Origin of the sequence: Sphingobium naphthae (genome assembly GCF_043589935.1) — a bacterium.
Taxonomy (GTDB): domain Bacteria; phylum Pseudomonadota; class Alphaproteobacteria; order Sphingomonadales; family Sphingomonadaceae; genus Sphingobium; species Sphingobium naphthae_A.
On sequence record NZ_CP171454.1, the window covers coordinates 1,820,413 to 1,842,925 of the forward strand.

Here is a 22,513-nt window from a genome sequence, read left to right on the forward strand (position 1 = left end):
TTTGACGATGAGCTTCCGTTTCGCCCTGCGCACCACCTTGTGGGGCCTGTCTGTCGCCCTGGGGCCGCTCGCCGCGCAACCGGCCGCCGCGCAATTCTACTGGTCGCCGCCCGACATGAGCGCGCCGGCCTTGACCGACGGCAATGCCGCGATCGCGCTCGGCCTGCCCGGCGCTACGGCCGGGGAGATCAAGGCCGGACTCGCCTGGAACCTGCGCGCCGCGCTCAATGTCGCGGCGCTGCAGTGCCAGTTTGAACCCACATTGCTGACGGTCGACAATTACAACGCCATGATCGCGCATCATGACGCGGAACTGGACGCGGCGCAGACGACGCTCCTGTCCTATTTCCAGCGCACCGCCGGCAAGGGCCGCGCCGGCCAGTCCGCCGCGGACATGTACAATACCCGCATCTATTCGGGCTATTCGACCGTGCAGGCGCAAAAGGGCTTTTGCCAGGAGGCAGGCATCGTCGGTCGCCAGGCGATCTTCGCCGACCGCGGCACGCTGGCCGAAGTCGCGCGCGCCGGTCTGGCCTCGATCAAGAAGTCGCTGATCCTGGCGGGCGAGCAATATTATGGCATGCCCGGCGACAATTATGCCGTGGCCCTGCCCTCCTTCGACCCGAAATGCTGGAAGAAGGGCGTGCTGGAGCCGGTCTGTCACCAGGCCTATAATGAGAAGATCGGGGTGAAACCCTGAGAGCAGGCGAGATGACCGGCATCCAGTTGCGGCGCCCTCGATCAGGTCGATGACGGCGACGCTCAAGGCTTAACCGGCGATACGGGTCGCGCTGCGATCACGGCGCGGGCCGCCCCTTTCTCGCCTGCCCCCCTGTCATCACGCAAACCACCAACCGCGCGGCCCCGCCACGAATCGTGCTCAATAAGCGCGCGGTTCGGCTCCGTCCAGCCAGTGGGAGCAGCGCTGGGCCGCGCCGTCTTCGCCGGCGGAGAGGGCGGCGACGGTGTGCCAGCCCTGAGCGCGCAGTTCGGCGGCGCGATCGGCGTCGGCGCCGAGGGGCACGAACAGGCGGCGGGGGCTTTCGCCGCCGAAGCCGGCGTCGATCAGCGGATCGGGATAGAGGGAGAAGCCCATGGCGGGCTCATCGGCGCCGTCGGCGCGAGCGATGGCATAGCTGCCGCCGCGACCGATTTCGCCGACGAAGCCTTCGGCGAAGATGGAGAAGCCGAACCAGTTCTGGAATTCAAAGCCATGCCGTTCGGTCGGATCGAGCGTCAGGGTGATGTCCCAGCCGATCGGCCGGGCGATGGCGCGCAGGCCCGCGATGCGGCTGTCGATCACGCCGTCGATGCTGGCGCTGAACGCTTCCAGCTGCTCCATCGCGGCGTGGAACGGCCCGGTGGCCTGGATCAGCGGCAGATAGGCGGCTGCGGCCGGACCGAGTGCGGCGAGCGCGCCGGCATCCTTGGCGTCGAGTTCGGTGCGGACCGCCTCCACCTGCTTGTCCGCGAGCGGCAGCGGCCCGGCGGCGAGCATGTCGACAAGGTCCGGCAGGGTGAAATCGATGGTGATGCCGGTGACGCCGGCCGCCTGCAGCGCTTCGATCGCGACATTGACGATCTCGACCGCCGCGGCGACGCTGTCGCTGCCGATCAGTTCGGCGCCCAGCTGCATCTTCTCGCGCTCGGGGCGCAGCTGGCTCGCTTTCTGGCGGATGACAGGGCCGGCATAAGAGAGGCGCAGCGGACGCGGCGCGGCGCGCAGGCGGGTGGCGGCGATGCGGCCGACCTGAGCGGTCATGTCCGGGCGGAAGGCAAGGCTGCGCTGCGACACCGGGTCGACCGCGCGCACCAGATCCTGCGCGCGCATGGATTTGAGGCGCTGGGTCAGCGTATCTTCAAATTCCGCGAGCGGGGGCATGACGCGCTCATAGCCATGAGTGGCGACCGTATCGAGCACGCGCCGCGCCAGGCGGGCGGAGGCTTCGGCCTGAGGCGGCAGGCGGTCGGACAGGCCTTCGGGGAGAAGGCCGAGTGGGATGGTAGTCATGAACGGCCCTTTAGCGGAAATTGCAGGTGTGGCCATCCCCCGGCTCCGTTCGGTTCGAGCGCGTTGAGAACTATGCTCGAAGCTGCTCGAACCGAACGGTGACGCCGTTTCAGGCGAAGCGCAGCAGCTTCACCTGCTTCACGCCGGCGAGGTTGCAGATTTCCCAGCGCAGCGGTTCGGTGACGGTGCCGTCGACCGAAAGCAGCAGCACCGCTTCGCCTCCCTGATCGCGGCGGCCGAGATGGAAGGTGCCGATATTGACCTGCGCTTCGCCCAGGGTCGAACCCAGGCGGCCGATGAAGCCGGGCGCGTCCTGGTTGACGATGTAGAGCATGGTGCCGCCAAGGTCGGCCTCCACTTTGATGCCGAACAGTTCGACCAGGCGCGGCTGGGCATGGCCGAACAGCGTGCCGGCCACCGACTTGTCGCCATTGGCGGTGGAGACGGTGACGCGCACCAGCGTCTGATAGTCGCCTTCGCGATCATGGCGCACTTCGCGCACGTCGAGGCCGCGTTCCTTCGCCAGGAAAGGCGCGTTCACCATGTTCACCGTGTCGGAATAGACGCGCATCAGCCCGGCCAGCACCGCTGCGGTGATCGGCTTCTGGTTGAGTTCGGCGGCATGGCCTTCCACTTCGACCGCGACGCCGGTGATGGCGTCGCCTTCAAGCTGGCCGACCAGGCTGCCGAGCTTTTCGGCAAGCGCCATATAGGGCTTGAGCTTGGGCGCTTCCTCGGCCGAGAGCGAGGGCACGTTGAGCGCATTGGTGATGCCGCCGTCGAGCAGATAGTCGCTGAGCTGTTCGGCGACCTGAAGCGCGACATTGACCTGCGCCTCGTCGGTCGACGCGCCCAGATGCGGGGTGCAGATGAAGTTCGGCGTGCCGAACAGCGGCGATTCCCTGGCCGGTTCGGTCTGGAACACGTCAAGCGCGGCGCCCGCCACATGGCCCGAATCCAGCGCCTCCTTGAGCGCCGCCTCGTCAATGAGGCCGCCGCGCGCGCAGTTGATGATGCGCACGCCCTTCTTGGTCTTGGCGAGATTGTCGCGGCTCAGGATGTTGCGGGTCTGGTCTGTCAGCGGCGTGTGCAGGGTGATGAAGTCGGCCTTGGCCAGCAGCGTGTCGAGATCGGCCTTTTCCACGCCCATTTCGACGGCGCGTTCGGGCGTCAGGAACGGATCGAATGCGACGACCTTCATCTTGAGGCCGAGCGCGCGAGTCGCGACGATCGAGCCGATATTGCCCGCGCCGATGAGGCCGAGCGTCTTGCCGGTGACTTCGACGCCCATGAAGCCGTTCTTGGGCCACAGGCCCGCCTGGGTCTGGGCATTGGCTTCGGGCAGCTGGCGCGCGAGCGCGAACATAAGCGCGATGGCATGTTCGGCCGTGGTGATCGAGTTGCCGAAGGGCGTGTTCATGACGATCACGCCCTTGGCCGAGGCATAGGGAATGTCGACATTGTCGACGCCGATGCCGGCGCGGCCGATGACCTTCAAATTGGTCGCGGCGTCGAGGATTTCCTTGGTGACCTTGGTCGAGGAGCGGATGGCGAGGCCGTCATAGTCGCCGATGATGGCCATCAGTTCTTCGGGGGTCTTGCCGGTGATGACGTCGACATCGACGCCCCGTTCCTGGAAGATCGCGGCGGCGCGGGGGTCCATCTTGTCGGAAATGAGGACTTTGGGCATATTTCTGGTTCCTGTGCTTCACCGTCACCCCGGGCTTGACCCGGGGTCCCGCTTTTCCTGCGGGCGGCGTGAATGAAGAAGCGGGACCCCGGCTCAGGGCCGGGGTGACGCAGAAAGATTAAGCGGCAGCCCTGGTCTGGGCGTAGGCCCAGTCGAGCCAGGGGCCGAGCGCTTCGATGTCGGCGGTGTCGACCGTCGCGCCGCACCAGATGCGCAGGCCCGCCGGAGCATCGCGATAGCCCGCCACGTCATAGGCGGCGCCTTCCTTTTCGAGCAGGGCGGCGAAAGCCTTGATGAAGGCTTCGTCCGCACCCTCGACGGTGAGGCAGACGCTGGTGGTGGAGCGCGTCGCGGGATCGGCGGCGAGATGGCCGAGCCAGTCGCGATCCGCAACGATTCGGTCGAGCGCCGCCGCATTGGCGTTGCTGCGCGCGATCAGGCCGTCGAGGCCGCCCAGCGACTTGCCCCATTCGAGCGCGAAGATCGCATCCTCGACCGCGAGCATGGAGGGCGTGTTGATGGTTTCGCCCTTGAAGATGCCTTCGGCGAGCTTGCCCTTCGCCATCAGGCGGAAGACCTTGGGCAGCGGCCAGGCGGGGGTGTGGGTTTCGAGACGCTCGACCGCGCGGGGCCCGAGGATCAGCACGCCATGGCCGCCCTCGCCGCCCAGCACCTTCTGCCAGGAGAAGGTGGCGACGTCGATCTTGGACCAGTCCATCTTGTAAGCGAAGACCGCGCTGGTGGCGTCGGCAAAGGTCAGGCCCTGACGGTCTGCCGGGATCCAGTCGGCGTTGGGGACGCGCACGCCCGAGGTGGTGCCGTTCCAGGTGAAGAGCACGTCATGGCTGAAATCCACCGTGGAAAGATCGGGCAGCTGGCCATAGTCGGCGCGGATCACCGTGGGATCGAGCTTCAGCTGCTTGGCGGCGTCGGTCACCCAGCCTTCGCCGAAGCTTTCCCAGGCGAGCGTGGTGACGGGGCGCGCGCCCAGCATCGTCCACATCGCCATTTCGAAGGCGCCGGTGTCGGACCCGGGCACGATGCCGATGCGATGCGTATCGGGCAGCTGGAGCAGTTCGCGCATCAGGTCGATGCAATAGCCAAGGCGGCTCTTGCCGATCTTCGCGCGATGCGAGCGGCCGAGCGAGTCGGTGCTCAGCTTGTCGGCGCTCCACACGGGTGGCTTGGCGCAGGGACCGGACGAGAAAAAGGGGCGCGCCGGCGTAGTGGCGGGCTTTGCGGCAGGCGCAATGGTAGCGTCGGCGGCAGTCAGATCAGTCATGTCATGCTTCTCCTTGCAGAGAGCGCGCGCGGCGTTGGGACCGCGTGGCCCGTCGGCCGCCCTAAAGACCGGGGCGAAAGAGTCAAGGCGAATGTCGGAATGGGACGAGCCGAGCGGGCGGTTAACTTTCGTAAAGGATTGGGTTGGTAAACATCCGATTCATGGAAAAGCGGGCGATGAGCAATCTGCGCGGCGCGGCCACGGCTGCGCTTTTGGCAAGCATGATGACGCTGGCGGGATGCGGCGGCGACCTGGTGCCGCGCGGCAAGGTCGCGCGCGCGTCGAAGCCGGTGCGCGCACCGGCGCGAAATACCCGGCCATCGCAGCCGGCGCTGGAAACGCGGCAGTGCTTCGCCAAGCTGCAATCGCAGGCAGTGTCCTTCACCCCCCTGCCCGACCGCAATTTCGGCGGCGGATGCAATGCGATCAACAGCGTCAAGCTGCTGGACATCGGCGTGCCCGCCACCGGGCTGGGCGCGATGACGTGCAACCTGGCGGCCAATTTCGCCGCCTGGGCACGCTATGGCGTGCAGCCCGCCGCGCGCGTCGCCCTTGGCGCGGAGATCGAGAAGATCGAGACGTTCGGCACCTATAATTGCCGGCCGATTGCGGGCAGCGGGAAGCTGAGCGAACATGCGCACAGCAACGCCATCGACGTGTCGGCCTTCGTTCTGTCGGACGGCCGGCGGATCACGGTGCAGCAGGGCTGGCATGGCGACAGGCAGACTCGCCAATTTCTGAGCCTGATCCATGCCAGCGCCTGCAAGCGGTTCAAGACGGTGCTGAGCCCCGATTACAACGCGGCGCATCACGACCATTTTCATTTCGACATGGGCGGGCGCGGCGGCTTTTGCCGCTGAGCGCCAACAAGCACGCGGCGGCTTCTGCCGCTGAGCGCAGGCCGGGATCTTGCGTATTTCTGCCGCCAAGGCGTCTTGGCAAGGGGATCGCCGATGCCTAATTGGCCCTGATGACAAGAAAAGAGATTGAGGAACGCAAGTTCCGCCCTGCCCGCGAAGAGGCAGGCGACGCCGCCAAGCAGGCCGGCACCCCCCAGACGCAAAGCGCCGCCTATCGGCTGGCTTTCCAGGACACCGAATTCCTGCTGCGCGAGGATTTGCGCCCGGTGCGTTTCCAGCTGGAGTTGCTGAAACCCCAGCTGCTGATGGACGAGGCGCAGATCGAATCGACCTTCGTCTTCTATGGCTCTGCACGCATTCCCGAGCCCGATCAGGTGCAGGCGCGCATCGATGCCGCCAACACGCCGGAACTGAAGCGGATCGCCGAAAATCTGGGCCGGAAGGCGCGCTATTATGAGGAAGCGCGCAAATTGGCGCGGATCGCCGCCCAATATCCGGTCAACGCGGCGGGATGCCGCCATTTCGTGGTCTGTTCGGGCGGCGGGCCGTCGATCATGGAGGCCGCCAATCGCGGTGCGCAGGATGTCGGCCAGACCACGATCGGCATGAACATCGTGCTGCCGCACGAGCAGGCGCCCAACCGCTTCGTCACGCCCGAGCTGAGCTTCCAGTTCCATTATTTCGCGCTGCGCAAGATGCATTTCCTGCTGCGCGCGCGCGCGCTGGCGGTGTTTCCCGGCGGCTTCGGCACGTTCGACGAGATGTTCGAGCTGCTGACGCTGATCCAGACCGGCAAGATGAAGCCGATCCCGATCCTGCTCTATGGCAGGGACTTCTGGAACCGCGTGGTCGATTTCGAGGCGCTGGCGGACGAAGGCGTGGTTTCGCACAAGGATCTGGAGCTGCTGACCTGGGTCGAGAGCGCCGAAGAAGGATGGGCGGCGGTGCAGCGCTTCTACGAGGATAGCGACGCGCCGGACTGCTGACGGCAGCCAGCCCGCATGGCCTTGCCCTATCCGGCGCGCCGGACTAGGGCGCGGCCATGATGGACGCGCTGGCCCATGTCGATACCTGGATCTTCGATCTGGACAATACGCTCTATCCGGCGAAGGCGGACCTGTTCGCGCTGATGGACGTGAAGATGGGGGAATTCATCCAGGGGCTGCTGGGATGCGACCCCGATGTCGCGCGCGAAACGCAGAAGCGCTATTTCCTGGAGCATGGCACGACATTGTCGGGCCTGATGCACCATCATGGCATCGAGCCGGGCGAATATCTGGCCTATGTCCATGATATTTCGATGGACCGGCTGGAGGTGGACGAGGCGCTCAACAGCCATATCGCCGCCTTGCCGGGCCGGCGGCTGATCTTCACCAATGGCGACGCCGATTATGCGGGCCGCGTGCTGGATCGGCTGGGGCTGGGCCAGGCGTTCGAGCTGATCCACGACATCCATGCCTGCCAATATGTGCCCAAGCCCGACCCGTCGGGCTATGACGCGCTGTGCCGCGCGCATGACGTCGATCCGACGCGCGCCGCCTTTTTCGAGGACATGGCGCGCAACCTCAAACCCGCCAAGGCGATCGGGATGACCACCATCTGGGTCAATAACGGATCGGAAGCGGGCAATCACGACCACCATCCCGATTTCATCGATTTCGAAACAGACCATCTGACGCCATTTCTGGCCGACATTCTGGGGAAATGACCATGAGCCAAGAGCTGATCACCACCATCGACGCCGCCTGGGAAGACCGGGCCAATGTCAATCTGACGACGCAGGGCCCCGTGCGCCAGGCGGTCGACAAGGCGCTGAGCCTGCTGGACAAGGGCGAACTGCGCGTCGCCGAACCCACAGGCGCCGACGGGTCCGGCTGGCAGGTCAATCAGTGGGCGAAGAAGGCGGTGCTGCTGTCCTTCCGCCTGAACGACAATGTCATGATCGACAATGGCCCGGGCGCCGGCCATTGGTGGGACAAGGTGCCGAGCAAGTTCGCGGGCTGGGACGAGGCCGCCTTCCGCGCTGCCGGTTTCCGCGCGGTGCCGGGCAGCTTCGCGCGCGCCGGATCGCACATCGCTCGCAACGTCATCCTGATGCCGAGCTTCGTCAATATCGGCGCCTTTGTCGATGAAGGCACGATGGTCGACACCTGGGTGACGGTGGGCAGCTGCGCCCAGATCGGCAAGAATGTCCATTTGTCGGGCGGCGTGGGCATTGGCGGCGTGCTGGAGCCGCTGCAGGCCGATCCGGTCATCATCGAGGATGACTGCTTCATCGGCGCGCGGTCCGAAGTCGTCGAAGGCGTGCGCATCGGCAAGGGTTCGGTGCTGTCGATGGGCGTGTTCATCGGCCAGTCGACCAAGATCGTCGATCGCACCACCGGCGAGATCTTCATGGGCGAAGTGCCGCCCTATTCGGTCGTCGTGCCCGGCAGCCTGCCAGGCAAGCCGCTGCCCGACGGCACGCCCGGCCCCAGCCTCTATTGCGCGGTGATCGTGAAGCGCGTCGACGCGCAGACCCGGTCCAAGACCGGCATCAACGACCTGCTGCGGGACTGACCCGTCCGTCGTCAGCCATGGCGGGCCATGTTGCACGCCATGGCTGGTCATGGCCGGCCTGTTACGCGCCGTCACGCCCGCGACGCATTCTGAAATTCGTCCGCGATAAAGACGCGGCATCCTTCATGGGACTTTCGCACCCATGGAGACTGATATGGGACGCCCCTGGTTCGTCCGCAGCGAAACCGCGCACCCTGCCCCCGACCCGCCGCAGCGCGTCTGCTTCTTCTTCAACGCGCAGATCCACCAGCTCTTCCACGCCCTGCCGGTCGCGATCGAATTGTCGCGCGACCCAGGCTTTGCCGTGGATGTGCTGGCCGCGACGGAGGATCATATCGCGCTGGCCCGCGACATGGCGACGGCGCGCGGCGCGGGCTCGATCCGCTTCCGGCGCTGCGGCGGTGCGTGGCTGGAGGCACTGACGCGAATCAGCGGCGCGTCCATACCCCCAAAGATCGCCGTGCTGCTGAGCGCGGCGCGCCAGTTGCGGCGCTATGACGCGATCGTCGTGCCGGAACGAACATCCCTGCTGCTCAAGCGTCTGGGGCTGTGCAAGGCGCGCTTCATCCACACCTGCCACGGGGCGGGCGACCGGGCGGTGGGCTATGACCGGCGAATCGCGCATTTCGATTTCGTGCTGCTGGCCGGCGAGAAGCAGCGGCACAGGATGCTGGCGGAAGGGCTGATCCGCGAGGGACATTATGCCATCACCGGCTACAGCAAGTTCGACCTGACGCGGCCCGTGGCGTCGGCCGAGCGGCTATTCCCGGAAAAACGGCCGATCGTGCTCTACAACCCGCATTTCTCGCCGCGCCTGTCTTCCTGGCCGACGATGGGCGAGGATATTATCCGCCAGTTCGCGCAGGACGATCGCTTCAACCTGATCGTCGCGCCGCATATCCGCCTGTTCGACAATCGCCGGCGGCGCGCGGCGATGGAGAAGCGGCTGGCCGACCTGGCGCGCATGCCGCACGTGCATATCGACCTGGGCAGCCGGGCCAGCGTCGACATGCGCTATGTCCACATGGCCTCGCTCTATCTGGGCGACGTCAGCAGCCAGGTCTATGAATATCTGGCGCGGCCGCGCCCCTGCCTGTTCCTGAACGGTCATCGCGCCGATTGGCAGGAGGACCGCAGCTATGGCCATTGGCGCTATGGCCCGGTGCTGGAGACGGCGCAGGGCATTGTCGACCAGGCCGCAGCGGCGATCGAGTCGCATGCCGCCTATGCGGCGGCCCAGCAGCAGGGCCTGTCCCGCACCTTCGACCATGGCAGCGAGGGCGCGGGAGTCTGCGCGGCGCGTGCGGTCGCCCAGTATCTGGACGCCGAGCGGCAGAGCACGAGCCGCCGCAAGGACAGGCGCGTGCCGCTGGAGCTGGCCCATGGGTGAGCGTTGTCCCCACATCTGGATGGTCGCGCGCGTCTATGCGCCCGACGAGGGCGGGGTGCAGACCTATGCCCGCGAAGTGGCGCGCGCCTATGCCGCTTCGGGCCGGCGCGTCACCATCTTCGCCAAGAGCTCGGCCGGTCCCCGCCGGGTGCGGGAGGGCGGCATCGACCTGATCGATGTTGGCGCCCCGTCGATGCTGACGGTCTATTGGCGGCTGCTGCGCGCCATGGCCGGCGCCTGGCTGGGCGGCGCGCGGCCGGACATGATCCATGCCTGCACCTGGCGCGCGGCGCTGCCCGCCCTGCTCTTCCCGCGCCCGATGGTGATCACCGTCCATGGCCGCGAAGTGGGGCGGCCGCGCGGGCTGGCCTTCCTGCTGCTGTCGCTGACGCTGCGGCGAGCGAGGCGCATCGTGGCGGTGAGCGACGCGACGCGCGCCCTGCTGATCGACCGGCTGCCGGCGCTGGACGATCGCACCATCACCGCCTGGAACGGCGTCGTCATGCCGCCCGAACGCCCGCCCACGCCCTTCGCCCGGCGCGAGGGCCATGCCCAGGTGCTGAGCGTGTGCCGGCTGGTCGCGCGCAAGAATATGGCGGGAGCGGTCCGCGCGGTCGCCGGCGCGATCCGGGCGGGCGCGCGGCTGCGCCATTGCATCATCGGCCGGGGCGTCGATGGCGTGCGGGTGCGCGAGGCCATCCGCCAGTGCGGCGTCGAAGGCGCGGTGACGATGACGGGCTATGTCGCGGCCGAACAGCTGGAGGAAGCCTATCGCAACGCCGACATCTTCCTGCATCCGCAGATTGCGCTGGAGGATGGCGCGGAAGTCGAGGGCTTTGGCCTGTCGATCGCCGATGCGATGGCGCAGGGGATCGTCTGCATCGTCGGGCGCGACGGCGGGCCGGCGGAGTTCGTGCGCGACGGCGTCACCGGCTTCGTCGTCGACGGCCGATCGCAGGACACGATCCGCGCCGCGCTGGACCTGCTGGCGCGCGATCCCGCGCTGTGCCTGCGGGTGGGCGAGCGCGCCCGCGTCTGGGCGGCGCACAACCTGTCCTGGGACCGGCATGTCCGGCTGTGCCTGGGCCAGGAGGATAGCGCGCCATGGCCGTCCGGCGCGCTGGCGCGGGCCGCCTGATGGGCGCGATTGTCCATATCGGCTATCACAAGACCGGCACGACCTGGTTCCAGGAGCATTTCTACCCCGCCGTGCGCAACCGCCGCTATGTGCCGCGCGCCACCGCGCACGCCGCCTTCCTGCGACCGGGCGCGCTGCATTTCGACCCGATCGAGGCGCTGCACATCATCGGCACGGCAGCGGACGAAACGATCCTGTGCGAGGAAAATCTGAGCGGCGGGCTGCATAATGGCGGCCTGGCCGGCGCCTTGTCCAAGGATGTGGCGAGCCGGATCGCACGCACCCTGCCCGATGCGCAGATCGTCATCTTCGTGCGCGATCCGCTGTCGGCGATCGCATCGGCCTGGGTGCAATATGTGAAGGGCGGCGGCACGTTCGGGCTGCGGCGCTATCTGTTCGGACGCGACCGGCTGAGCCCCGTGGCGCCCGAACGGGACGAGCCGCCCGGATTCTGCTTCGAGCATTTCGACTATGCCCGGCTGATCGCCCACTATGACGCGCTGTTCGACCCGGAGCAGGTCCATGTCTTTCGCTACGAGCATTTTCGCGCCGATCCGCGCGGCTTTGCGGCGCGCTATGCCGCCCGGCTGGGGCTGGCGGTCGACCTGGACCAGATCGACTGGCGCGCGCGCAACCCGTCGCTCAGCCGGCCGCTGCTCTGGATGGCGCGAGCGATGAACCTGTTCACGCGGCGCGCGGTGGCGGACAAGAGCTGGATCGTCCATATACCCGGCTGGTACAAGCTGAGCCGGCGGCTGCTGCGCCGCGCCAGCGCGTCGGGCCGGTTCGGCCGCCCGCTGCGCGCGCAGGCGCTGATCGACCCGGCGCTGCGCCATCATATCCGCACCCGCTATGCCCAGAGCGAGGCGCTGCTGGCGGCGCGGCTGCGCTGGCAGGACGAAGCGTCGCAGGGCAGCGACGGCTGGGCGAAGACGGGTCGCGGCCGGCGGCGGCGTCATGGCGATGATGATCGCCCTTCACAGACGCCTGCTCATTGTCGATGACGACGCCGCGCTGACCGCCCAGCTGGCGGACCAGTTCAGCCCCTACGGCTTCGACGCGGATGGCGCGGCGACCCCTGCGGACATGCGGATCATGCTCGCCCGGCGCGACTATGCGCTGGTGGTGCTCGATCCGATGGTGCAGCCGGCAAATGCCGCTGGCCTGCTGCGCGAGCTGATCGCGGAGCATCGCCTGCCGGTCATCCTCCATTCCGCCGCCTGCCTGGAAGCGGAGCGGATCGCCGCGCTGGAATATGGCGCGGACGATTGCCTGGCCAAGCCCGCCCATCCCCGCGAGCTGCTGGCGCGCATCCGCGCGGCGCTGCGCGGGCGGGTGCAAGACCGCCCCTCCCCATCGGCGACCATCCGCTTCGCCGGCTGGCGGATCGACCTGGAGACCGGGCAGCTGTTCGACGGCACCGGCCGGTCGGTGCCCCTGTCGGAGGGCGAGTTCCAGCTGCTGCGCGTCTTTGTCGAACATCCGCGCCAGGTGCTGGATCGCGGCCATCTGCTCGACCGCGTCTATGGCGACGCCAGCGAGCATTTCGACCGGTCGATCGACGTCCAGCTATGCCGGCTGCGCCGCAAGCTGTCGGCGAGCGGGCTGAAAGGGCCGGTCATCCGCACGATCCGCAACGAAGGCTATATGTTCGTGCATGCGGTGACGCACTGATCCGTCATTCCAGCGCCAGCAGCGCGAAGGTGGCGAGCCAATGTTCGCCCATATAGTCGCCCGCGACATGCGGCAGGCTGGCGTCGAGATGCGCCTGCGCCGCCCGCTGCGCCAGCGGGCTGACCGGATCGTCCGGGCCGAGCGCCGCCGCGATCCCGCGCCAGCACCAGGCGCGGCTGAGATTGAGGCCATCGAGATGCGCGATCTTGCCATCGCTGCGGTCCGACACGGTGGCGGGCGTGAAGAGCGTTGCGGGTTCGCCCCGGGACAGGACCGGCAGGAAGTCGTGGAACCAGGCGGCGAAGGCGGCGTGATCCAGGATGCGGCTCATCAGCAGCGCTTCGCACAGGGCGGGTGAAAGAAATTCGTCGCCGCCCGGCTCCCAGGCCTGACAGGCGCGGTCCTGCCCGAACCAGTGCAGCGCGCGCGTCCGGATGAGGGCGACCAGCGCGTCGTCGCGCCGCTGCGCCCAATCGAGCGCGTGGATCAGCGCGAAGGCGATGTTGTAATGGGTGCCGACGCGCAGCGGATAGGTGAGCTTGGGCAGGAAGGCGTGGAAGCGCGCGGCGAAATCGCCCGCCAGCGGCGCGAGGGCCGCCGCCCAGGGAGCATCGTGCCGATCCAGTTCGGCATGGAGCGCGAGCAGCCAGGCCCAGCCATAGGGCCGTTCGAACCCCGCGCTCATCGGCCGGGCCAGATAGTCGCGTTCCCCCGCGACATGCGCCGGCGTCAGCATCGCATCGGCGCGGGCGCGGATGGCGGGCGCTTGCGCCATATCGGGGAAAAGCCGCATCAGCCGCATCACCTGCCACCAGCCATGGACGCAGCTATGCCAGTCGAAACTGCCGTGGAAAATGGGGTGATGCTCGCGAGGCGGGCGCGCGTCCTGCGGCCCGTTCAGCACCAGGTCCATCTTGAAGGGATATTCGCGGCCGAGATGCGACAGGGTGAGCGCCGCGAAGCGGCTGGCGATGTCCGGAATGAGCAGGGTCATGGAAAGGCGAGCCAATAGATGAGGAGGATGTTGACGATGAGCAGCGGGACGGCGGTGCCGACCTGCCGCTTGATGACGCCATGCTTGTCCCTGAGGTCCAGCAGCGCGGCGGGCACGAGATTGAAATTGGTCGCCATCGGCGTCATCAGCGTGCCGCAGAAGCCCGCCAGCATGCCGATGGCGCAGACGATCGCCGGATCGCCGCCATAGGTGCGGATCAGCAGCGGCAGGCCGATCGCGGCGGTCATCACCGGGAAGGCGGCGAAGGCATTGCCCATAACCATGGTGAAGAGCGCCATGCCAAGCCCATAGGCGATGACCGCGCCCAACAGGCTGCCCTGCGGGATCGCCATGCTGACGATCTGGCCCACGACATCCCCCACCCCCGCCAGCGCGAAGACGGCGCCGAGGCTGGCGAGCATCTGCGGCAGGATGGCGGCCCAGCCGACTGAATCCATCAACCTGCGTCCCTGTTGCAGCGGCTCGGTCGGGCCGGCGCGCAGCCAGAGGCATCCGACCAGCGATGCGATCAGCACCCCCAGCGCCAGCGCGATCAGCGTCGCCTGCTTGCCGTCGAACCAGGCCGGCGCCTGTTTGAAGGCGAAGGTGCCGACCAGCGCCGTGGCGGGGATGATCAGCGCGATGACGAACAGCCGATTGCCCATGCGCGCCGACCGGTCGCGGCGCACGGCGTCGGGTACCGGCCCCTGCCCGCGCCCCATGCCGCCAAGCCCCGCCAGCGCCACAAGCCCCAGCAGCAGCACGCCATTGCCCAGATCGCCCAGCCAGTCGCCGCCCCACATGCTGAGCGCCAGCAGCGCCCAGAAGGCGGCCGTCGTCCAGCGGCGCGGATTGGCGCGGTCGGCCAGGCCCAGCAGCGCGAAAGCGGCGAACATTGCGCCCGCCACGGCATAGACCCAGTGCAGCGTGATCATGCGGCCTCCTCCGTCGCCGCAGCGCCGCGCTTCAGCCGGCGGTCGAGCCGCCAGAGCCGGAAGCCATGGATGAGGAAAGCGGCGATGGCGGTCGGGATCGCCCAGACCGACAGGTGCAGCGGCTCCAGGCTGATGCCATATTGCTCCAGCAGTCCCTTGATCAGCAGGATCGATCCGATGGCGAGGAAAATATCCTCGCCGAAGAAGAGGCCGATATTGTCGGTCGCGGCCGCCCAGGCCTTCACTTCCTCGCGCCGATCATTGTCCAGATCGCCGGCCTGCGCCTCCGCAGCGGCTTCGGCGATCGGCGCGACGAGCGGGCGCACCGTCTGGGCGTGACCCGCGACCGATGTGAGGCCCACTGCCGCCAACCCCTGGCGCAGCACCATATAGCCGGCGAGGAACTGCCCCACCGTCGCGCCGCGCATCTTTGCGATGAGGCCGCGCGCCCGTTCCTGCAGGCCATAGGCTTCGAGCAGGCCGACCACGGGCAGCACGATCCAGATGATGCTGACGTAGCGCGCTTCGTTGAACGCCTTGCCGAAGGCGGCGAGGATGGTCAGCGGATCGAGCCCGGCCGCGACGCCGGTGACGATCGCCGAGGCGAGGATCACCAGCAGCGGATGGAAGCGCAGCAGAAAGCCCGCGACGATGACGACGATGCCGAGCAGGACCCACATGCGCGCGCCCTAGGACCCGGGGCGATAGCGGCGCTCGACATGGCCGGCGAGTTCGTCGGGATAGAAATAGACGGGCCGCAGCGTGCCGTTCGCATAAAGGGGCGACTGGTCGTTGAAATGCGGCGAGGCGGGATCGCCGCTTTCTCCGCCGACGCTCACCGCTTTGGCGTGGACGCGATCGCCGAACTCCACGGCGGCGATGAAGCTGTTGCCGCTGGTGCCATACCATTTGCGCGTTCCGGGATAGGCGCGCGCGCCGAAGGAGGCGAGCGAGCCCCAGCGCGCCGAGCTGAAGGGTATGGGGATGCTGGGCGCCGCATCGTCGAACGTCGGCGTGATTGCGCCGGTCAACCGCTGCAGCCGGTTGATGTCGCCCCAGGGCGTGCGCCAATCGCCAAAATCCCGCTCCAGCCGCGATACGACGGCCGAAAGCAGCGTCAGCTTCACCTCCGCCGGCGCGGCCGCCATCCGGTCATAGAGGGTGCGCGGCGCGCCTTGACTGTGGGCGAGCGTCCATTGGCGCAGATCCTCCGCCCAGAGACAGGCGAGGCTGTTGGGCACCGAGCGCAGGCCCCAGCGATAGTCCCAGCCGCGCAGCGCGGCGATCGGCTCCGCCAGCGCAGCCTTGCGCGCGTCGCCCGCCGGCAGCGCATCCCAGGCGGCGGTCAGCATCGGCACGAAGCGCGCGAAAGCAGGCTGGTAGCTGTCGAAGGCGGCGGCGGTCAGGCTGTCGAGCGAATAGTTTTTACCCGCCGACAGCAGCATGACGGCATGGTCGCCGCGCGGATTTTCGCCCATCATGTCCATGTAGCGCGGGAAGTCGGCCGCCTTCTGACTGTCCCGGCCCGCCGCCGACCAGGGTCCATTATTCGTGTTCTGGATCCAGCCGCCCGCCGGATTGCGCAGGCCGGGCAGCGCATCGATGGGCGTCAGCCCCTTCCAGTCGGTGGCGGGATCGCTGCCGTCCACTGGCTGCGTATAGTCGAAGCGATCATCGCGCAGCGGCACGAATTGCGGATGCAGATAGGCGATGGTGCCGTCGGCGTCGGCGAAGATGGTGTTGTTGGACGAATTGGCCTGGCGCGCTGCGACCTTGACGAAGGCGGCATAATCGCGCGCCTTGGTGCGCAGGAAGGATTGCTCCAGCGCGGGAATGGGCTTGTCCATCATCGCGAACGCGACCCATTTGCCACCCCGTTCGCCGATGATCGGCCCGTGATGGGTGCGATAGACGGTGAAGCGGCGCTCCGCGCGCGCGCCGTCTGTCGTGCGATAGGCCAGCGTGACGGTGGAGGTGCGGACCGGGCGCTGCTCCGCACCATAGCGGTAGGTCAGCGCGCCATCGGGCCGACGCGTCACCGTTTCGAGAAATTCGTCGACGGCATCCACGGTGCTGGACGTGTGCATCCATCCGGCGGTCGGATTGAAGCCCTGATAGATGAAGAACTGCCCCCAGGTCGCAGCGCCATAGGCGTTCAGCCCTTCATCGCTGGTCATCTGCAGTTCGGAGCGGAAGAAGAAGCTGGTGTGCGGATTGATCCACAGCAGGGCGTGGCCGCTGGCGCTCTTGCCCGGCGCGATGGCAAAGCCGTTTGAGCCGCGCGGTTCGGGATCGGGATCGGCCATGGCGAGCGGGCGGCCGTCCGTCGGGCCGTAAAAGGCCTTGAGCTCGTCGAGCGCAATACGCTCAATATCGCCGCCGATGCTGCCTTCGGTGAAGCTGAGCGCCATCCAGGGTTCAAAGCGCGTGATCACGCGCGGCTTCACCTGCGGGTGGGTGGCGAGATAATAGTTGAGGCCGTCGGCCCAGGCGTCCATCAGCCCGCGCAGCCAGGCCGGGCTCGCCGCATAGTCGGCGCGCAGCTTTTGCGGGTCCATGTAAAGCCGCGCGCGCAGATCCTGCCAGATTGCGTCCTCCCCTTCCGCTTCCGCGGTGCGGCCGAGCGCGGTCAGGTAATTGGCCTCGATCCGGTTGAAGTCGTCTTCGGCCTGGGCGTAGATCATGCCGAAGACGGCGTCGGCGTCGCTGCGGCCATGGACGTGAGCGATGCCCCAATCATCGCGCTGGATGGTGACGCGCGCCGCCTGCGCCCGCCATTCCGTCATGCCGGGCTGGGCTTCGACGGGCTGGGCGGTGAGAAGGACGGGCAAAAGGGCGGGCAGGATGCGGGCGAGCGGCAGCTTGAAAGTCATGGCGGCAGCTAACCCGCATTGCAGGCGCCTGTCACCCTTTTTGCCCCGGCGCGAGTCAGGGCCGCGCGAACGGGTCCTGCCGCAGCGAGCGGCCCGCGGTTTCGGGCATGAAGCGCAGCGCCGCCAGGCCGACGAGGCAGGCCGCCATCATCAGGAAGGCGGGCATGAGTTCATTGCCGGTCCAGGAGATGAGGCCGCTGCCGATCGCCGGCGCGGTGCCGCCGAACAAAGACGTCGAGACATTATAGGCGATGGCGAAGCCGGCGAAGCGCACGGAGGTGGGAAAGAGCGCGGGGAAGGTCGCGGAGATGGTCGCCAGCTGCGGCACGTAGCAGAGGCCAAGCAGCACGAAGCCGACGATCGCGCCGACAAGGCCCGTCGCCATCAGCATGTAGAGCGGCACGACGCCGACCAGCAGGCTGAGCAGCGACACGCGCCACATGGCCCGCCGCCCCACGCGATCGGACAGGTGGCCGGCGAACGGCAGGAAGACCATCATGAAGACCATGCCGATGATCGGCACCATCAGCGCTTCATCGGTGGTGAGGCCGATGCGCCGCTGCAGATAGGTGGGCATATAGCTGAGCAGCGTATAGTTGACGACATTGAGCGCCACGACCAGCCCGCCCACGACCAGCATCGGTCGCCAGTGGCGCGCCAGCAATTGCGCCAGGCGCGGCGTTTCGGCCTTACCGCTGGCATGGCCATCCTCGCGGAAGATCGGCGTGTCTTCCATGCGCGCGCGCAGATACATGCCGATAAGGCCCATGGGCGCCGCCACGAGGAAAGGCACGCGCCAGCCCCATTGATGCATCGCATCGTCCCCCAGCAGCAGCGAGAAGCCGAGCATCAGCAGCGCGCCGAAGGAGAAACCCGCCAGCGTGCCGAATTCCAGGAAACTGCCATGGAAGCCGCGGCGATCATCGGGCGCATATTCGGCCATGAAGGTCGCCGCGCCGCCATATTCGCCGCCGGTCGAAAAGCCCTGAACCATGCGCAGAAGGATGAGCAGGGTCGGCGCCCAGAAGCCGATGCTGGCATAGGAGGGAATGAGGCCGACCGCCAGCGTCGCGCCAGACATCATCAGAATGGTGAGCGCCAGCACCGACTTGCGCCCCATGCGATCGCCGAGCGGGCCCCAGAAGAGGCCGCCCAGAGGCCGGACGAGGAAGGATATGGCGAAAGTGGCCAGCGCGAACAGCACCGCGTCGTCCACATTGCCCGGAAACAGCGCGGCGGAGATATAGGTCACGCCATAGGCGTAGATGCCATAGTCGAACCATTCGGTGGCATTGCCCAGCGCGGACGCGGCGATGGCGCGGCGCAGCGTCGCCTGGTCGACGGAATGCGCCGCTGCGGGAGGGGCGGCGATGCTTGCAGCGGTCATGACGTCTCTCCATCAACAGTGTCGGCAGCGGTATTGGGGTCGAGCAGCGACGCCATGGGCGTGGTGCGCGGCACGATCTGGAAATCCTGCTGCTCGGGAGCAGGCACGGGATCGCTGGACGCCTGGCGCCAGAGGCCGAAGGCGAGCGTCGCGCCGGCGCACAGGGCAATGAAGAGGAACAGGCCGCTCGCCCCCGCCATCGTCATCACCGCCGCCGCGCCCATCGGACCAAGCGCCGCGCCGACCGAATAGAGCAGCACCAGCCGTCCGCTGGCCGCGACTCGTTCCGACGCAAGCAGCCGGTCGTTGCTGTGCGCGACGCAGAGCGGATACAAAGCGAAGCTGAGCCCGCCAAAGGCCGCGCCCAGCGCCAGCAGCGGCAGCCCGCCCCCGCTCAGCATCGCCAGCGCCACGCTGACGGCGAGCGTCGCGGCGAAGCTCCAGACGATGACGGCGCGCCGGTCATAACGGTCCGACAGCCGGCCGAGCGGCCATTGCATCGCAACGCCGCCCAGGATCACGGTCATCATGAAGCTGGCGGTCGCGCCGAGATTGAGGCCGAGGCGGCGCACATGGACGGCGGCAAGCCCGTAGAAGGCGCCCAGCATCAGTCCGGTAGCCACCGCGCCCACAACGCCGAGCGGCGACGCGGCGAAGAGGGAGCGGATCGAAAAGGCGGTCGCATCCTGCGGCGCGGGCGCGCTGGATCGGGTGAGGCAGAGCGGAATGATGGCGAGCGAAATGAGAATGGACGCGATCTGGAAGGGAATGGCCGGCAAGGCGCCGCTTGCGCCCAGCAGCAATTGCCCGACCGCCTGGCCGGAATAGAGGGCGACCATATAGGCGGCGAGAATGCTGCCGCGCGTCTGCGCTTCGGCCCGGTCGTTGAGCCAGCTTTCAAGGCAGATGAACACGCCCGCGACGCAGACGCCGTCGATCAGCCGAAGCCCCGCCCACAGCAGCGGATGATCGAGCAGCACATAGGAAAGGGTGCTGGCCGAGAGCAGCGCGACGAAGGCGGCGAAGGCGCGGATATGGCCGACCTGCCGCACGATGCCGCCGGCGCGCAACGCGCCGATCACGAGGCCGCCGAAATAGGCAGTGGCGACCGCGCCGATGGCCATCGTGCCCGCGCCCGCCCGCTCCAGCCGCAGGCTGATGAGCGTCGCCAGAAAGCCGCTGCCCGCCATCAGCATGAAGATGGCGAGCAGCAGGCTCTGAACGGGGCGGATCGCAGCGATCATCGGAGGCGCATCGGGGCGCGCGGCGCTCAGGCCGCGCGCCGACCCTCCGCGACCGGCTCGTCATGCTCCTCCACCAGCGCGCGGTGGAGCGCGGCGACGGCAGCGTCATAATGGCGCGTGTCGACCACAAACTGGACGTCCACGTTGCGGATCTGATGCTGCATCGCGATGACGTCGATGTCCGCCTGCGCCAGAGCCTTCAGCGCATCGGGCATCAGTCCGGGACGCGAAATGTCGCTGCCGATCACCGATACGATCGCCACCGGGTGCGCCGAAATGGAGGCGTCGGGATAGCGATCCTGCAAGTCGGCGATCACCCGCTTCACCTTGGCCGCGTCGGCGGACAGATAATGCGTGATGGTGTTGGCGTTGGACGCCTTGCTGACGATCCACGCACCATGCCGGGTCAGCGCCTCCAATATGGCGGCGTCATAGCCTTTCACGCCCACCATGTCCTGCTCGAAAAATTGCAGCGCCTGCGCCGTGCGGATGCCGGTGACGATTTCGACCCGCGGCGTGTCCGACACATATTTGCCGCAGATGAGCGTGCCGCCATCTTCCCGGTCGAAGGTGTTGCGCACCCGCAGCGGAATGTCGGTCTGGCGCAGCCCGCGTCCGGCGCCGGGATGGATCGCCTCCATGCCCAGATTGGCGAGCTGGTCGGCGACATCATAGTTGGTGCGGCCGATCTTGCGCGCCTTGTCGGTGCCGACCAACCTTGGATCGGCGCTCGACAGATGGAATTCCTTGTGGATGATCGCCTCGCGCGCCTGCGTCAGCACGGCGATGCGCGAGAAGGTCATTTCGGAATAGCCGCGCGCATAGCGGCGCACCATGCCTTCGCTGCACCCGGCATAGCCCGTCACGATCGGCAGGGTCGTAGCGAGATCGATGGCGGCGAAGGCTTGTTCGATGCGTTCATCCAGGCCGCGCATATCCTCCTGATCCCAGAGGGTGAGGTCCACGAAGCAGGCGTTGACGCCGCGATCCCGCAGCAGCAGCGCGGTCGAATGGGCGCTGTGCGCTTCCCCGAGCCCGGCGAGCAGTTCGCGCACCGTCACCAGTTGTTCCTTGACGCAGAAGCGGCCATGGCTGCGCAGCCGGGCGAGATCGTCGAGGCAGGCGGCGACCGCGTCGATCCGCGCATCTACAAAGGCATTGGCTTCGGCCAGGCTTTCGGCGCGCGCGAACATGTCGGAATTGCGGCCGTGCATCGCCGTGCGCACGGTTTCGATGGCATGACGCCAGCCATCGGCGCCGTCATCGGCGACGAAGCGCGCATAGACGCCGGGCTCGCCCGATTTCTTATGTTCCAGCAGCAGGTCGGTCATGCCGGCATAGGCCGACACGACGAAGATGCGATTATAGAGGTCCGTGTCCTTGCGTCCCGCGATCAGGACATTGTCGAACAGGGTCGCAGTGGCGGCCATGGAGGTGCCGCCGATCTTTTCCACGCTATGCTTGCCGCTCATGCCAGCGCCTCCTCCATCAGGGGGCCGGTGACCGGCGCGATCGGTTGCGGCTCGCCCCGCGCAGCGATGAATTCGGGGCGGGGCTTGTCGACGCCGAACGGCGCGGCCAGGCGATTGCTGAGAGCATTATAGACCATGAAGGCATTGGCGCGCGGGAAAGGCGTGATGTTGCCGTTCGACCCGTGCATGGTGTTGCAATCGAAGATCACCACTGAGCCGGGCTTTCCGGTCGGCGCGACGATGCCATGCTTGTGCGCCAGTTCAGCCAGGCTGTCCTCGTCCGGGACGCCATATTCCTGACGCTTGAGCGACTGGCGATAATGATCCTCCGGCGTTTCGCCGATGCAGGTCAGATAAGCCTTGTGGCTGCCGGGGATCAGCATCAGCGGGCCGTTGTTCGGCGTGTTTTCCGCCAGCAGCACCGACATGGACAGCGCGCGCATGCGCGGCATGCCGTCTTCCACATGCCAGGTTTCAAAGTCGCTGTGCCAGTAGAATTCCTTGCCGGTGAAGCCGGGCTTATAGTTGAGGCGCGACTGGTGGATGTAGACGCGATCGCCCAGCAGGAATTGCGCGACGCCGGCCAGGCGGCTGTCGGCGGCCAGGCGGCCGATCACGTCGCTCTGGGCGTGGATCTTGAAGATCGAGCGGACTTCCTGGCCGCCCGGCTCGGTGATGACGGTTTCATCTTCCAGCACCTGCGGATCGGCCAGCAGCTTGCCGGCCTCGCGCTGCAGGAAGGCGACTTCGGCGTCCGAGAAAATATCCTTCAGCACCAGATAGCCGTCGCGGTCGAACTGTTCGGCCTGGGCGCGGCTGATCGGCGCATCCTCGCTCCAGTCGCTGTGGACGACAGGGTCGAGGCGCGGCAGAAATTCCGCCACGTCGGCATGGCGGGACGGGTAGATGTCTTGCATGGGACTTCCCCCTCTTAGTTATGTGTCAGTAGATGGAGCCGGCGCCCGCCCGTTCTTGCGACGGACGAACGCCTGATCGGGCTCGCC

The 22,513-nt window shown here is 67.3% G+C and carries 20 protein-coding genes; 9 read left to right on the forward strand and 11 right to left on the reverse strand.

Going from position 1 to position 22,513, the window contains the following annotated elements; all coding sequences use genetic code 11:
• Positions 1–7 precede the first annotated feature (7 nt).
• The gene (locus ACGGKE_RS08980; protein WP_394437149.1) at positions 8–700 is read left to right on the forward strand and encodes a hypothetical protein; all 693 of its coding nucleotides are present in this window, start codon (positions 8–10) and stop codon (positions 698–700) included.
• 180 nt (positions 701–880) lie between these two features.
• Here the strand turns inward: ACGGKE_RS08980 and ACGGKE_RS08985 are convergent, their stop codons facing one another.
• The 3 genes from ACGGKE_RS08985 to ACGGKE_RS08995 form a co-directional block, all read right to left on the reverse strand.
• Entirely contained in the window at positions 881–2,011 is a 1,131-nt protein-coding gene (locus ACGGKE_RS08985; RefSeq protein WP_394437151.1) for an ATP phosphoribosyltransferase regulatory subunit, read from the reverse strand.
• A 109-nt stretch (positions 2,012–2,120) separates the two neighbouring features.
• On the reverse strand, positions 2,121–3,701 hold the full coding sequence (gene serA / locus ACGGKE_RS08990) for a phosphoglycerate dehydrogenase (RefSeq protein WP_394437153.1): 1,581 nt from the start codon (positions 3,699–3,701) through the stop codon (positions 2,121–2,123).
• 118 nt (positions 3,702–3,819) lie between these two features.
• The gene (locus ACGGKE_RS08995; RefSeq protein WP_394437155.1) at positions 3,820–4,983 is read right to left on the reverse strand and encodes a phosphoserine transaminase; all 1,164 of its coding nucleotides are present in this window, start codon (positions 4,981–4,983) and stop codon (positions 3,820–3,822) included.
• A gap of 161 nt (positions 4,984–5,144) precedes the next feature.
• Here ACGGKE_RS08995 and ACGGKE_RS09000 point away from each other — a divergent pair, with 161 nt between their 5' ends.
• The 8 genes from ACGGKE_RS09000 (at position 5,145) to ACGGKE_RS09035 (ending at position 12,604) form a co-directional block, all read left to right on the forward strand.
• Entirely contained in the window at positions 5,145–5,843 is a 699-nt protein-coding gene (locus ACGGKE_RS09000; protein ID WP_394441862.1) for an extensin family protein, read from the forward strand.
• 110 nt (positions 5,844–5,953) lie between these two features.
• A complete protein-coding gene (locus ACGGKE_RS09005) occupies positions 5,954–6,829 on the forward strand; it encodes an LOG family protein (RefSeq protein ID WP_394437157.1) in 876 nt (291 codons plus the stop codon).
• A 56-nt stretch (positions 6,830–6,885) separates the two neighbouring features.
• Positions 6,886–7,551: a pyrimidine 5'-nucleotidase gene (locus ACGGKE_RS09010; RefSeq protein ID WP_394437159.1), complete on the forward strand. Its 666-nt coding sequence runs from the start codon at positions 6,886–6,888 to the stop codon at positions 7,549–7,551.
• 2 nt (positions 7,552–7,553) lie between these two features.
• On the forward strand, positions 7,554–8,402 hold the full coding sequence (gene dapD, locus ACGGKE_RS09015; RefSeq protein ID WP_394437161.1) for a 2,3,4,5-tetrahydropyridine-2,6-dicarboxylate N-succinyltransferase: 849 nt from the start codon (positions 7,554–7,556) through the stop codon (positions 8,400–8,402).
• Positions 8,403–8,556: 154 nt separating this feature from the next.
• Positions 8,557–9,792, forward strand: a complete 1,236-nt coding sequence (locus ACGGKE_RS09020; RefSeq protein ID WP_394437163.1) for a glycosyl transferase — start codon at positions 8,557–8,559, stop codon at positions 9,790–9,792.
• Complete coding sequence (locus ACGGKE_RS09025) at positions 9,785–10,930, forward strand: glycosyltransferase family 4 protein (RefSeq protein ID WP_394437165.1); 1,146 nt, start codon at positions 9,785–9,787, stop codon at positions 10,928–10,930. Before ACGGKE_RS09020 ends, ACGGKE_RS09025 begins: the two co-directional genes overlap by 8 nt.
• The gene (locus ACGGKE_RS09030) at positions 10,897–11,934 is read left to right on the forward strand and encodes a sulfotransferase (protein WP_394437167.1); all 1,038 of its coding nucleotides are present in this window, start codon (positions 10,897–10,899) and stop codon (positions 11,932–11,934) included. The genes ACGGKE_RS09025 and ACGGKE_RS09030 overlap by 34 nt, the downstream gene beginning before the upstream one ends.
• On the forward strand, positions 11,894–12,604 hold the full coding sequence (locus ACGGKE_RS09035; RefSeq protein ID WP_394437169.1) for a winged helix-turn-helix domain-containing protein: 711 nt from the start codon (positions 11,894–11,896) through the stop codon (positions 12,602–12,604). Before ACGGKE_RS09030 ends, ACGGKE_RS09035 begins: the two co-directional genes overlap by 41 nt.
• 4 nt (positions 12,605–12,608) lie before the next feature.
• On the opposite strand, the gene ACGGKE_RS09040 is transcribed toward ACGGKE_RS09035, so the two are convergent.
• From ACGGKE_RS09040 to thpD, 8 genes are read right to left on the reverse strand one after another with little or no spacing between them, the layout of a single operon-like run.
• Positions 12,609–13,598 carry a DUF2891 domain-containing protein gene (locus ACGGKE_RS09040; protein ID WP_394437171.1) on the reverse strand — a complete coding sequence of 330 codons (990 nt, stop codon included), beginning with the start codon at positions 13,596–13,598 and terminating at the stop codon, positions 12,609–12,611.
• Positions 13,595–14,533, reverse strand: coding sequence for a DUF979 domain-containing protein (locus ACGGKE_RS09045; RefSeq protein ID WP_394437173.1), 939 nt, complete (start codon positions 14,531–14,533; stop codon positions 13,595–13,597). Before ACGGKE_RS09045 ends, ACGGKE_RS09040 begins: the two co-directional genes overlap by 4 nt.
• Positions 14,530–15,213, reverse strand: coding sequence for a DUF969 domain-containing protein (locus ACGGKE_RS09050; protein ID WP_394437175.1), 684 nt, complete (start codon positions 15,211–15,213; stop codon positions 14,530–14,532). Before ACGGKE_RS09050 ends, ACGGKE_RS09045 begins: the two co-directional genes overlap by 4 nt.
• A 9-nt stretch (positions 15,214–15,222) precedes the next feature.
• Positions 15,223–17,406: a penicillin acylase family protein gene (locus tag ACGGKE_RS09055; RefSeq protein ID WP_394437177.1), complete on the reverse strand. Its 2,184-nt coding sequence runs from the start codon at positions 17,404–17,406 to the stop codon at positions 15,223–15,225.
• A 55-nt stretch (positions 17,407–17,461) separates the two neighbouring features.
• Positions 17,462–18,793, reverse strand: coding sequence for an MFS transporter (locus tag ACGGKE_RS09060; RefSeq protein WP_394437179.1), 1,332 nt, complete (start codon positions 18,791–18,793; stop codon positions 17,462–17,464).
• A complete protein-coding gene (locus tag ACGGKE_RS09065) occupies positions 18,790–20,037 on the reverse strand; it encodes an MFS transporter (RefSeq protein ID WP_394437181.1) in 1,248 nt (415 codons plus the stop codon). The genes ACGGKE_RS09060 and ACGGKE_RS09065 overlap by 4 nt, the downstream gene beginning before the upstream one ends.
• Positions 20,038–20,063: 26 nt before the next feature.
• Positions 20,064–21,509, reverse strand: coding sequence for an aspartate kinase (locus ACGGKE_RS09070; protein ID WP_394437183.1), 1,446 nt, complete (start codon positions 21,507–21,509; stop codon positions 20,064–20,066).
• Positions 21,506–22,426, reverse strand: a complete 921-nt coding sequence (thpD, locus tag ACGGKE_RS09075) for an ectoine hydroxylase (RefSeq protein ID WP_394437185.1) — start codon at positions 22,424–22,426, stop codon at positions 21,506–21,508. The genes ACGGKE_RS09070 and thpD overlap by 4 nt, the downstream gene beginning before the upstream one ends.
• Positions 22,427–22,513 lie beyond the last annotated feature (87 nt).